We start from the raw sequence: 12,650 nt of genomic DNA on the forward strand, positions 1-12,650 counted from the left end.
TGGTGCAACGCACTAAAGCTTAGCACCGCCGTCGGCCGAGGCCATAAAAGGCCCAGTGGGGAGGTAGACTATGAGCCGTGCTTCTATCTGATCGTGACATTCGTGCCGCCATTTCCGCCGATGGTTCAGAGCGTTTGAGCGTTGAGCCTTATGACGCCGAGATGGTCCAGCCTTCTTCTATCGACGTGCGCTTGGACAAATTCTTCCGCGTGTTTAATAACTCGCGTTATACGCACATTGACCCCAAGGAAGAGATGCCGGACCTCACCAGCGAGGTCGAGGTGGCAGACGGCGATGCCTTCGTCCTGCACCCGGGTGAATTCGTCCTCGGCGCGACGTTGGAGAAGTTCACCCTGCCGGCGCACCTGGCCGGCCGCCTCGAGGGCAAGTCCTCGTTGGGACGCTTGGGCCTGCTGACGCACTCCACGGCAGGGTTTATTGACCCAGGTTTCAGTGGCCACATCACGCTGGAGCTGTCTAACACCGCTAACCTGCCCATTACCCTGTGGCCCGGGATGAAGGTGGGCCAGTTGGCTATCTTTAAGATGTCTTCGCCGGCGGAGGCTCCGTATGGCTCCGGCGCGCTGGGCTCGAAGTACCAGGGGCAGCGCGGACCGACGCCGTCGAAGTCCTATCTGAACTTCCGTTAAACTTTTCGTTCTCGCCGCGCGCTTCAGGTCAACCGCGCCTAAAATTCCCGGTTATGCGTATGACTGTGATTGGTACCGGCTACCTAGGCGCGACGCACGCCGCTTGCATGGCGGAGCTCGGCCACGAGGTGCTCGGCGTAGATGTTGATGAACACAAGATTGAAGCTCTCAAGGACGGCCGCGTGCCGTTCTATGAGCCTGGCCTGCCGGAGGTACTCGAGCGCAACATCGAGGCCGGCCGCCTAGACTTTTCCACCAGCTATGATGACGCCGCGGAGTTCGCCAACGTGCACTTCCTCGGCGTCGGCACCCCGCAGGCCCACGGCTCCTACGCTGCGGATCTCACCTACGTGAAGTCCGTCATCACCGAACTGGTACCGCGCTTGAAAGGCGAGCACATCATCTTCGGCAAGTCCACCGTCCCGGTGGGCACTGCGGCACAGCTGCAGGAGATGGCTGATGAACTCGCCCCGGAGGGCGCCAGCGTGGAGATTGCCTGGAACCCGGAGTTCCTGCGCGAGGGCTACGCCGTCAAGGACACCATCACCCCGGACCGCATCGTCCTCGGCGTCGGCGAGGCAGGGCTCGCCGACGGTGTAAGTAACGCCGAAGAGGTCGCCCGCGAGGTCTATGCCCAGCCGCTGACGCAGAACACCCCGTTCATCGTGACGGACCTGCAGACCGCCGAGCTGGTCAAGGTCTCCGCCAACGCTTTCTTGGCCACCAAGATTTCCTTCATCAATGCCGTGTCAGAAATCTGCGAGATTGCTGGGGCGGACGTGGTCAAGCTTGCCGACGCCATCGGCTACGACGAGCGCATCGGCCGCAAATTCCTCGGCGCGGGCTTGGGCTTCGGCGGTGGCTGCCTGCCAAAGGATATCCGCGCCTTCATGGCGCGCGCCGGCGAGCTCGGCGCTGATCAGGCCCTGACCTTCCTGCGCGAGGTCGACGCCATCAACATGCGCCGCCGTGACCGCGTCGTCGACCTGGCCAAGCAAGCCTTCGACGGTTCCCTCCTCGGCCACCGCGTCACCGTGCTGGGCTGCGCGTTCAAGCCGAACTCCGATGATGTCCGCGACTCGCCAGCACTCTCCGTGGCCGGTTCGCTTTCCCTAGCGGGAGCCGCCGTGACGGTTTATGACCCGCAGGGTATGGAGAACGCTAAGAAGGTGTTCCCGACGTTGAATTACGTGGCGTCGGCAAGCGAGGCACTCAAGGACACCGAGCTGGTCATCCTCGCCACCGAGTGGCAGGAATTCCGTGACCTCGACCCGGCTGTGGCCGGTGCGCTGGTGGCCCGCCGTCACATCATCGACGGTCGCAACGTTCTCAACGTCGATGCTTGGCGCGCGGCCGGCTGGACTGTGGAAGCACTCGGCCGCGTCCTTCCGGCACAGTAAACGCCGCAATCGCGGTGGTCAGTGGCACCGCTAGTGTCAAGGCCATCGCGCCCAGCAGGGAGCGCAGAACCTCCGTGGCGACGAGGTCACTGGAGAGAATCTGCAGTGCTGGGCGCTGCGCCGCAGTGATGAGCATGAGCAGCGGCAGCGCCGCGCCGGTATAGGTCAGCACGATGGTGTACACCATGGAAGCAATATGGTCGCGGCCCACCTTCATGGCTGACATGAAAAGCGCGCCGGGCCCGGCTGTGGGGTCGGCGGCGTTGAGCTCGCGCACGGTGGAGGCCTGCGCCACCGCGATATCGTTGAGGCTGCCGAGCGCACCAATGATGAACCCGCACAGCAACACTCCCACGACGGAAACGCCTGGCATGTAGAGCAGCAGCTTGAGGTTATCCTCCGAGCTCGAGCCTGTTAACGCTGTGCTGCTTATCGACGCCCACCCCAACGCCCCCGAAATCGCTAGCGCCACCAATGCACCTCCCAGGGCGGAGGCTGATTTCCAGTTCACGCCGTGCACGAGAGGAACGGCTAGGAAGAGGATGGTCGCGCAGGTAACGAGCGCCAGCGGTAGCGCCGAATGGCCCTCGATGAGGGAGGGGATGAGGTAGAAAAACACGATTGCCAAGCTGATTACAAGGCCCACCAGCGCGCGCAGCCCGTGCCAGGCAGCGAAGCCAACGATGACAAGGGCCGCGATAATAGCCCACAACGCAAGGCTTCCACTGCGCTGAAAATCAGCGAAGGCATAGGTGCCGTCGCTGGAGACGGTAAGAATTATCTCATCGCCCTGGTTTAAGGTCGGGTCGCTGGCCAGGCCGTGGAAGATGAGTTGGGTTTTGCGCCCCGTGTCCTCGCCGGAGGTCAGTTCTATCAGTGCACGGGTGCAGCCGGTGTCCTCGCTCGCGGCGGGAATCAGCGGGGCTTCGTCGAAGGCCTGGCCGGCGTGGGGGTCGCTGCAAAGATGGTGATCGACGCGGTCGACGGTTCCGGTGACCTGTGGCTGATTGAGCGCATAGGTAGCGAAGAAATCGGCGCTGGTGTGCTCGGATGTTGGGGTGGTGGGGCGCAGTAGAAACAAACCCGCAAGCGTTATCAGGGCGGTGAGCGCAAGAAAGCTGATGAGCCCCGTACGCCACGGATTTAGGTTAGTCATGCCCATCATTGTGAATGAGTTTCATTAAAAAGAAAACTAATGATGACGCGATCAACAAGTTATCCACAGGCTGGCGGCGGTGCCGTTGTGTGAGGCGGGTGGGGCGTTTAGCGTTGCTGGCATGAACCTTGTAGAAGCGCATCTTCGCAGCCAGGCGGCGGGCATCGAGCTCGTCGCCGGCGTTGCGGGGCTCAGCTTCGAGCAGCTGCGGGCGTGGGGTCCGGAGTCTGTGGCACGCTCCTTGCTGGCGCTTTTCGACGTCTACTTTGCCCCCACCTCCTTCACCCGCAAACAAGCGCGCGCCGTTTCGGCGGCGCGCGCTAATGGACACGACCTGCCCACGCTGCTGCTCATTGAGCGCTTCGCGGGCCGGTTGAAGCAGCAGCGCGAAGCCTGGGATCTGCGCATTGAATTGTGCGGTATCGCTGGTGATGAAAAGACCGTTGCCCGCTATGCGCGCAAGCGCATTGCTGAGCTCAACCCGCCGCCCGCGCCAAAGCCTGGCGTGACAATTCGCCGTGGAAAGGAGCTGTCCAAGCTCACGCTCACGGCCCCGGCGGCGCTCATCGAGGACTTGCGTCCCAACATCGACGAAGACGATCCCGTCGGCTCGTTTACGGCTGCGTTTCGCGAAGGTCGCCTCGCCCGCCCCGTTCCCCAAACCCTCGCCGTCATGGAGCTTCCCGAGTACGCCACAATCTTGGGCCGCTTGGGCGACCCGTCCACCCCGCGCCCCGACTCCGCAGAATCGAACGCGCCTTCCTCGGCACCTCTTTCCTGCACAACAGCGTCCTCTGCAGCCGCAACTCCTGCTTCCAGCCAGCCCGCCGACGCATCACCGTCCACTCCTGCTTCCAGCCAGCCAGATACACCTACTGCTGATGCCGGCCACGATGCACGTGCTGGCAGCAGCGATGTGACGCCCGGCAACGACACCACAGCATCTGCCTCCAGTGCAGCGCCTGACCTCGGGGATATCGTGATCCAGCTATCCAACGGCGCCAAGATTACGGGCAAAGAACTTATCGAGCGGGAGTTCGCCGAAGAAGGACTCGTCATGCTCGTCGACCGTGTCAAAGGCCCCGTGGAACTTCACCGCACCCAGCGGGTTGCCTCGGAGAAGCAGCGCATCATGGCAAGTGGGGAACAACCAACCTGTGCCTGGGGCCGTTGCTTGTGTGGGGCTGATTATTGCCAGATACACCACATCAAGGAATGGAGAAACGGCGGCGAGACGAACCCCGAAAACCTCACCCCGCTGTGCAAATACCACAACGCTATTAACGGACTGCCGGGCCGTGGTCGCATCGTGCGGGAAAACGGCAAGATTAAATGGGTGCCGGCTGGCCCTCGCGATCCGCGGGAACCGGTACATCCGCACCGCGCATCACGCGCCCGGCGTATTCACGAAAACCGTCAAGACACAGTAAGCACCGTTGCGGGGCCTAGCACAAGCCGTCGCGCCCAGACCGCAAAGCCGGCCGAATCACCGACATCCACACGTTCTGAGCCGGGAAGTCCCGCCCCACCCGACTGCTAGCGTTTGAGCCAAGAGGCGCCTGAATGCTTTTGGCAGCGAGGGCGCCTCTTTACGCCTGCCCGATCGTGGGAAGCAGGGCTACTGGCGGTAGCTCACCAGGAAGTTGCCGAGCCGCTCAATCGCGTTCTCCAGCTGGGACGCCCACGGCAGCGTGACCACACGGAAGTGATCCGGCGTGGGCCAGTTAAAGCCGGTGCCCTGCACCATGAGGATTTTCTCGGCACGCAGAATATCCAGCATGAGCTTGGAGTCATCGTGAATCTCATACACGTTTGGATCCAAGCGCGGGAAGCAATACAGCGCGCCCATCGGCTTCACCACGGACACACCAGGAATCTCGTTGAGCTTCTCGTAAGCAATATTGCGCTGCTTCAGCAAGCGGCCGCCCTCGCCGGTGAGCTCATAAATGGACTGCCGCCCACCCAGCGCCACCTGGATCGCGTGCTGCGCCGGCACATTCGGGCACAGGCGCGTGCCTGCCAGCAGATCCAAACCCTCGATGAAGCCGCGCGCATGGGACTTCGGGCCGGTCAGCACCATCCAGCCCGCGCGGTAGCCGGCCACGCGGTAGGCTTTCGACAAGCCATTAAACGTAATCGTCAGCAAGTCCGGGGCCAGCGAGGCAATCGAGATGTGCCGCGCGCCGTCGTACAGAATGCGGTCATAAATTTCATCCGCCAAAATCAGCAGGTTATATTCACGCGCCACATCCACGATCTTCTGCAACGTTTCACGCGAATATACGGCACCTGTCGGGTTATTCGGATTAATGACCACAATTGCCTTGGTCTTCTCTGTTACTTTCGCGCGAATATCCTCAATGGAGGGATTCCACTCATCCTCCTCATCGCACAAATAGTGCACAGGTGTGCCACCCGCCAGCGACGTCGCCGCCGTCCACAGGGGGTAGTCAGGGGCGGGGATGAGAACCTCGTCGCCGTCGTCAAGCAGCGCTTGCGTCACCATCGAAATCAGCTCGGAGACGCCGTTGCCCAGGTACACGTCATTGACGTCGAAGCTGGGGAAATCCTCCAGCTCATAGCGGGTCACAATCGCGCGCCGCGCCGGGATAATGCCCTTCGACGTGGAGTAGCCCTGGGAGGTCGGCAGCGCCGCAATCATGTCGCGCATGATGACATCCGGTGCATCGAAACCAAACACCGCCGGGTTGCCGGTGTTGAGCTTCAGAATGCTGTGCCCGTCGAGCTCCATGCGCTCGGCCTCCGTGGAAACCTCGCCGCGAATATCGTAGGCAACGCCCTGTAGTTTGGTGGATTGATCAAAAATCCGGTTCTGAGTCATGCCGGATATGTTACTTCTGGTTCCACTGTTCCAGCTTGCGTTTGGCCAGATTCATCGCATCCCCAGTAATTTCACTTGCTTGGCGACGCCTCTCCGCCCACTGCGCCTGCTCCAACGCCCGCATCTGCGCGCGTTCTTCAGCGCCGGCGGCCTTCAGCTCGCGCATGCGCTGGCGCTCGATCTGTCGCGGCGACGGACGGTGCCAGGACTCCGGCCCCACCTTGGCCACGTAGAGCATGATCCACAACGCAGGGATGAGGAAAAGCAGGCCGGTGCCAGTGAGTGCGGCGGTGACGCCGGATAGGGCGGCAAAGGATGCGATCGAGCCGAAAAAGAGCCCTAGCGAGCCAACCAGCGCGGTGGCTAAGCGGGGTTTCCGAGTTGATTGGTAGGCGCGGGCCACCTCACCTTGGGAGTAGATCTTGAGCTCGCTGGTGGCCTTGGTGGGGATATCCATGAAGACATCTGCCAGTTCGCGGCGCGTGGTTGCCTGTATCACCGCGTCGGTGCGCTCCTCGAACTCATCCATGGTGAGGCGGCCTTCACCCAGTGCTTGGGCGAGGTCGTTGACGGCGTCGGTCCGTTCGGCGTCGGAAAGCCGCATGCTGAAAGGACTATTCACATTGGCTATTTTAACAGCCTTAATCCTCTTCCTTTGCGGGTTCTTTTTCGCGCACGAGGCCGGAGAGGAACGGGAAAATGGCAACCGTGAGCGCGCCGCCGGCGATGAAAATGGAGGCTGTTTCACTATCGACGATGCCGGAATCCACCGCCAGCGTCATCACCGCCACGATGATGGGCAGGCCGGTCGCCGCGTAGAGGGCAACCTGGATGCGCTCGCGGGTGGTTTCGACGTTGGAGCCGGTCTGGTGAAGGTTTTCGCGTAGGAACACCGGCAGGCCACGGGTTACCAGGATGAGCAGCGGGATGCCGAGGACCTTGATGGGCTCGTCCATGATGACGTTCCAGTCAATCGCCATGCCGGAGACCACGAAGAAGACGGGAATGAGCATGGAATAAAAAACCACGTCGAGGCGGTTTTCCAAGCCCTTATGGAACTCATCGGGAATGATGCGGTTGAGGATGATGCCCGTTGCAAAGGCGCCCAAGACGATGTCGAGTTCGAATACCGCCGTCACCGCCATGAGGATGGCCAGCATCAGGATGATGAGACGCATGATGGTTTGGTTGGTGGAGCCCGCCCCGGAGATGAAGGCATCCTTGAACCACGGCATGAGGGTGGTAATGGCGAAGGGCATGACGGCCACGGTGACCGCGATTGCGATGAAGGCGAGAAGAATCAGCATCGTTGTCCACGTGGAGCGCGAGCCCAACAGGAGTGCCATTGCAGTAATTGGCGCGACCTCACCGATCGCGCCGTGGATAACCACGGAATCACCCACTCGAGTGCCCAGGAGTTTGTCCTGCTTGAGCATCGGAGTGATGGTGCCCAGAGCAGTCGACGTCAAAGCGATGGCCATGACGATGGCGCTGGGGATGTCATCCATGAGGAAGTAGGCGCCGACGCCACACGCCACTACGCAGATGAGCCACGTGGATAGCCCTGTGGCGGCTTCCTTCGATTTCAGGGCGGCGAGGTCGATTTCGAAACCCGCAAGGAGGAACAGTGCACCCACGCCAAGCTCCTTGAGCATGCCAATGCCGGGGTCTTCGTGCGCCAAGCCCAACATCGAAGGGCCGATGAGCATGCCGAAGAAAATAAGCAGTGCCACGGCCGGCATCTTCTTGCCTAGGGCATGGGATACCAACGGTGCCAGCAGCGCTACCGCCATGATCCATGCGAAGGACACCAGCGAGTTGGTGTAGTTGGTTTCGCCCGAAGCGAGGACGTAGGTCACGTCAGATTGCATGGAGTAGAGCGTACCTGTGGGGTATCAGGCACGCCTACCTTGCGCGGCGTTGATGTGGCCGACGTCGCACTAGTCCTCGCTTTCCGACGCCCCTTCCTCCGGAACCTGCGGCGCAGCCGGAGCCTTCGGCACGGAGCCCGCGTTTGGTGCACTCGGTGCAGGCGGTGCCTTCGGTACCGAAGGAGTATCCGTGGGTGCTTGCGGCGTGCTTGGCACAGCGGGAACGCCTGCTGCTGATGGCGCCGTCGGCGCGCTTGGTGCTGTTGCAGCCTTGGGGGGAGTCCCCGGCGCGGTTGGTACAGCGGCTGCGTTCGGTGCACTCGGGGCCGCAGGAGCGCTGGGCGTAGGCGGCGCTGAAGGGGTGGCTGGAGCCTGAGGTGTCGTTGGCGTGCTCGGCGCTGCTGGCACCGCCGAAGCGCCGGGAACGTTTGGTGTTGTTGCAGCCTTGGGCGCCGCCGGGGCAGTCGGTACAGCTGCGGCGTTTGGCGTCGATGGTGCACCGGGTGCCTGGGGAGCGGTTGGTGCTGCGGGGGCGTTCGCTGGTGCCTGCGGTGCAGCGGCGGCGTTCGGCGCCGGAGTGTTTGCAGATGGAGCCCCGGGCGCGTTTGGTGCGGACGGTGCTGTAGGTGTTTTGGGAGCACTCGGTGCCGTAGGAGCAGTTGGAGCTCCTGCGGCATGTGGTGCAGCTGGCGCCTGCGGTGCACTGGGAGCCGTTGGCGCAGCCGGGGTAGATGGCGCCTGCGGTGCGCTCGGCGCGGCGGGTGCTTGCGGTGCGCTCGGCGTGCTGGGGGCAGATGGCGCTGCGGGTGCGCTCGGTGCGGCGGGTGCTTGCGGTGCACTCGGCGCGGCAGGAGGCGTTGGCGTTGCGACCGCGTTTGGCATACTCGGCGCTGACGTTTCTGTCTGTGTAGCCGGGCTGGAAGGCTGTGCCGGAGCGGGCTTTTCTGGGACGGGCTCGCGGCGGGGAGTATCGAGGAAGGCCTTTTCGCGCGGAGCGGGGAGGTCGCCGGAGGGGGCAATGGCGTCGCGCAACATGAGCGCCACATCGCTGACCTGAGTCTGCGGCGCGATGGACTTCACGCCACCGGTGAGCATGACATTGCAGAACGGGCAGCCCGTCGCAATCTGCTCCGCACCGGTCGCCACGGCCTGCTCCGAGCGGAATTCATTAACTCGCTTGCCCTGGTTTTCTTCCATGAACATGCGCGCGCCACCGGCACCGCAACAGAAAGCCTCGTCGCGATTGTGGTCCATCTCCGCCAGCGATGCACCGGTCGCCTCGACGAGCTCACGCGGCGGGTCGAAGACCTTGTTGTGGCGGCCCAGGAAGCACGGGTCGTGGTAGGTCACCGGTTTGCGGTCCTCCGGGGAGCGCGGCACTGGGACCAGCAGCTTCTCCCGCACCAAACGGTTGAGCAGCTGCGTGTGGTGCAGCACGTCGAAGTGGCCGTCGAAGTCGGGGTATTCGTTGCGAATCGTATTGAAGCAGTGCGGGCACGTCGTGATGATTTTGCGCTGGCCTTTGGGGACGCCGGCAAAGGCGTCGTTAAGCGTGGCGACGTTCTGCTCTGCCATCACCTGGAACAGGAACTCATTTCCGGCACGGCGCGCCGGGTCACCGGTACAGGTCTCGCCCGTGGCCAACACGCCGAACTTCACGCCGGCGGTGTGCAGCATGTCCACCACGGCGCGCGTCGTGGCGCGGCCCTTGTCGTCATAAGTACCCGCGCAACCGACCCAGAACAGGTACTCCAGGTCCGAAAAATCCTCCGCATCCTCGCCGATGATCGGCACCTCGATGCCATCGGCGCGCGCCTCATCGATCCACGTGCGCCGCTCCGAGGCGTTGCGCCCCCACGGGTTGCCCTTCGTCTCCATGTTCTTAAACAGCCCGGTCAGCTCCGACGGGAAGTCGGATTCCGCTAGCACCTTAAACCGGCGCAGGTCCGCCACGTGGTCGATGTGCTCGATGTCCACCGGGCACTGGTCCACGCACGCACCGCAGTTGGTGCAGGACCACAGGACATCATCATCAATCGTGCCCGCCATCGCCAGCACGTTGAGCCCTTCGTGTGGGTTGTAATTATCCAGCGCGCCCTGGCGCAGGTCCATCATGAGCTTCTTCGGGCTCAGCGGCTTCTCGGTGTTCCACGCGGGGCACAGGTCCTGGCAGCGGCCGCACTCGGTGCAGGAGGAGGCGTCGAGAAGCATCTTCCAGCTCCCCGGCTCGAGGTCCTCCAAGTCCGGCGTGGGGAGAGCGCCCAGCGCCTTCTCACCGTCGGCGTTGCGTTGGAAGAAGATGTTGAAGAACGCCAGGAAGCGGTGCCACATCACGCCCCACTGGAAATAGTGGGCGATGCACGCGATGAACACCAGGCCCGTCAGCAGCTTCACCAGGGCAAAGAATTGCACCATGCTTGGCGACGCCCCCATCACCCCCGCCACACGCATGGTCAAGAAATCAGCCCACGGGGACCCACCGCCATATGTGTCGATCGCAGCGGCCTTGACGGCGAGCATGCCGAGGCCCTCGAGAAGCACGATGGCCTCCACTAGATGTGCAGGGAAGACCTGCGAGTTGTAGAAGCGGCTGCCGCGGTCGGTATGGCCGAGTTTTAGGCGCACGCCAATGAGGAAGCAAATACCGAGCACGGTGCCGATCGCGAGGACCTCTTCGATGAAGTGGTACACCGGCCAGTCGCTGAGCCACGGCCAGCCTTTATCGGGCGCGAAGGTTTGGATATAGGCCTCGAACCACACGATGGAGCCGAAGAGGAAGCCCACCATCACGAGCCAGTGCGCGGCGTTGACCAGCGGCCGGCCTTTGAAGTGAGTGTGGCCGAAGACTTCGATGAGCACGCGGCCGAGGCGCGCCATGGGGCGGTCGGTGCGGTTCAGCTGCGTGGGCCCGCCGGAGCGGATGAACCGAAACAGCGCCGTGAGGCGGTAGAAAAAGTACAGCCACACCGGGACCGATGCGGCGATGGCAATCCAGCCGAACATGAGCGCTCCTTTGATTGCTGCTGTGCGTGCCTCCTACCTTAAATCCTCGCCGCCTAAATCAGTGAGTCAGGATTCAGCTATCATCTTGAGGGCTAAAAATTCAGGAGGCGTTGTGGGCAGAATCAATGTTCCGAAGGCCGCGGTGGGCCTCGTTGCGGGCTTCGCAGCATTCGGAGTGGCCGGAGTTGCGGTTGCGCAGGGCGGTCTGACGGCGAATCTGGCGCTCTCGGGTACGTTCTTCAACGTCAACATTCGTCACTTGGAAGGCGATGGCTTTTCCTTGTTTGTGGATAGCGACAAGAAGGGCGAGGAGGATGTTCCCACCGCGCGGCTGAAGATGGAACACGCCGTGGCCTCGGATTTGTGTCTTTATGTCACCACTGACCTGCCTGCGGTAGGGGAGTCCACGCTCGCGCTCAAGGCGAAGGGCGATAACAGTGTGGAGGCCACTGGTCTCCTCGTTGGTGCGTCGAATATCGAGGGCTCGCTGGTCATGCAGGACGCGAACGTGGGCATCGACGCCAGCCAGCTGTCTCAGTCCGCCGACCCGGGGACGTGGGGCCTCTATGCCAAGCAGGTTTCGCTGACTGCCGACGACGTCCGTGCCACCTCCATCGGCGCGAAGACCTTGTCAGCGAAGAACGTGGGCGTCTCTGTGGAGCGGGGCCGCGGCAATGTCTGCTGATCATGCTAGGGATTCCGACGCAGCGCGGCATGGAGCAGAAGCGCCGGATTCTCTCGATGTCGACCAGGCTGTAGCTCCCGCGGCAGCCACAGGCGGGGTGTGGGCGCGGTTCACGGCGTGGCGCGCCGGGCGGCCGTTTATTCCGGGGCTGCTGCTCATTCTTTCGGGCATCGTCATCGCTATGCCGGCCTACTTCACGGTGCAGATTTCGGATCTACTCGTGATGATTTCCACGGTATCGGGTGTGTCCACGCTGCTCATCGGGGCGCTGCTCGTCATGTTTGGTCTCGGCGCGTGCTTCCGTCCCACCACTGCGACGTACCTGGGCGTGCTGGGCATCATTGTGGCCGTAATCGCGCTTCCCACCTCCAACCTGGGTGGCTTCCTCATCGGCTCAGTGCTCGGCATCGTTGGTGGCGCGCTGACCTTGGCCTGGGAGCCTAGCGATGGTTAAGCACCGGCTCCGCCCTTCGCGCTCACGGAAAGTAGTCATCGCTACCGTGGCGGCCCTCGCAGTGAGCGCGACGGGCGTGAGCGCGCAGGTCGCCCCGGCGCAGCCCTACTTTTCCACCGTGACGGCTGATGAGGTCACGCTGACGGGGAACGTGAAAGCCACACTGGGCACAATGCCCACTGGCGACGGGGAGGTGCGTGTACTGGAACTGACTGGGGATCGCCTCGTTGTGCGCGATTTGGCTATCACGCTGCCAGGCAACGCCGGCGATGGCCTGCTCACCACCGACGACGCCCTGACCGAAGTGGAGGGTTCAGTGCGCATCGTGGCGACCTCGCTGACCGCCACCCCCACCGTCGAAGGCGCGCGCACCGTGCCCGTCGCGGCCGATCTCACCAGCGACGATATCAATGCCGTCCTCGCTCAGCTCGGCATACCCCAGCCGAATCCTGTCCCAGACGCCGAGCTTCCCGACGCCCTCATGGAGCACCTTTCCTTAAGCGACGTCACCCTTGAGCTGGCGAACCTCACGGGTGATACGTTCTCGGCCCCGACAGTGTCCATTACCGTCGAGTAACGGCGATGCGCC

Annotated in this window: 11 protein-coding genes; 6 read left to right on the forward strand and 5 right to left on the reverse strand. The window is 62.8% G+C overall.

Translation table 11 applies throughout. From position 1 onward, the window contains the following. Positions 1-77 precede the first annotated feature (77 nt). On the forward strand, positions 78-650 hold the full coding sequence (gene dcd / locus ABZS45_RS11720; protein ID WP_412099974.1) for a dCTP deaminase: 573 nt from the start codon (positions 78-80) through the stop codon (positions 648-650). Between the two features lie 53 nt (positions 651-703). Beyond that, on the forward strand, positions 704-2,050 hold the full coding sequence (locus ABZS45_RS11725) for a UDP-glucose dehydrogenase family protein (protein ID WP_412099975.1): 1,347 nt from the start codon (positions 704-706) through the stop codon (positions 2,048-2,050). Here the strand turns inward: ABZS45_RS11725 and ABZS45_RS11730 are convergent. After that, positions 1,980-3,206 carry a YibE/F family protein gene (locus ABZS45_RS11730; RefSeq protein WP_412099976.1) on the reverse strand — a complete coding sequence of 409 codons (1,227 nt, stop codon included), beginning with the start codon at positions 3,204-3,206 and terminating at the stop codon, positions 1,980-1,982. The genes ABZS45_RS11725 and ABZS45_RS11730 overlap by 71 nt on opposite strands. Before the next feature lie 121 nt (positions 3,207-3,327). Here ABZS45_RS11730 and ABZS45_RS11735 point away from each other — a divergent pair, with 121 nt between their 5' ends. Continuing rightward, positions 3,328-4,746, forward strand: a complete 1,419-nt coding sequence (locus ABZS45_RS11735; RefSeq protein ID WP_412099977.1) for an HNH endonuclease signature motif containing protein — start codon at positions 3,328-3,330, stop codon at positions 4,744-4,746. Between the two features lie 78 nt (positions 4,747-4,824). Here the strand turns inward: ABZS45_RS11735 and ABZS45_RS11740 are convergent, their stop codons facing one another. From ABZS45_RS11740 to ABZS45_RS11755, 4 genes are all read right to left on the reverse strand, one after another. Then, entirely contained in the window at positions 4,825-6,048 is a 1,224-nt protein-coding gene (locus ABZS45_RS11740) for a pyridoxal phosphate-dependent aminotransferase (protein ID WP_412099978.1), read from the reverse strand. A 10-nt stretch (positions 6,049-6,058) separates the two neighbouring features. Next, on the reverse strand, positions 6,059-6,670 hold the full coding sequence (locus ABZS45_RS11745) for a DUF1707 domain-containing protein (protein ID WP_412099979.1): 612 nt from the start codon (positions 6,668-6,670) through the stop codon (positions 6,059-6,061). Positions 6,671-6,689: 19 nt separating this feature from the next. Then, on the reverse strand, positions 6,690-7,919 hold the full coding sequence (locus tag ABZS45_RS11750) for a cation:proton antiporter (protein WP_412099980.1): 1,230 nt from the start codon (positions 7,917-7,919) through the stop codon (positions 6,690-6,692). A 69-nt stretch (positions 7,920-7,988) separates the two neighbouring features. Next, complete coding sequence (locus ABZS45_RS11755) at positions 7,989-10,922, reverse strand: (Fe-S)-binding protein (protein ID WP_412099981.1); 2,934 nt, start codon at positions 10,920-10,922, stop codon at positions 7,989-7,991. A gap of 112 nt (positions 10,923-11,034) precedes the next feature. On the opposite strand from ABZS45_RS11755, the gene ABZS45_RS11760 reads away from it, so the two are divergent. From ABZS45_RS11760 to ABZS45_RS11770, 3 genes are read left to right on the forward strand one after another with little or no spacing between them, the layout of a single operon-like run. Beyond that, the gene (locus ABZS45_RS11760) at positions 11,035-11,607 is read left to right on the forward strand and encodes a DUF6230 family protein (protein ID WP_049154769.1); all 573 of its coding nucleotides are present in this window, start codon (positions 11,035-11,037) and stop codon (positions 11,605-11,607) included. After that, positions 11,597-12,061 (forward strand): DUF6114 domain-containing protein, encoded by a 465-nt coding sequence (locus ABZS45_RS11765; RefSeq protein WP_412099982.1) that lies wholly within the window; start codon positions 11,597-11,599, stop codon positions 12,059-12,061. Before ABZS45_RS11760 ends, ABZS45_RS11765 begins: the two co-directional genes overlap by 11 nt. Further along, on the forward strand, positions 12,054-12,638 hold the full coding sequence (locus ABZS45_RS11770; RefSeq protein WP_412099983.1) for a hypothetical protein: 585 nt from the start codon (positions 12,054-12,056) through the stop codon (positions 12,636-12,638). Before ABZS45_RS11765 ends, ABZS45_RS11770 begins: the two co-directional genes overlap by 8 nt. Positions 12,639-12,650: the final 12 nt, after the last annotated feature.

The sequence above is a fragment of the Corynebacterium aurimucosum genome (assembly GCF_046895345.1).
Lineage (GTDB): Bacteria > Actinomycetota > Actinomycetes > Mycobacteriales > Mycobacteriaceae > Corynebacterium > Corynebacterium aurimucosum_G.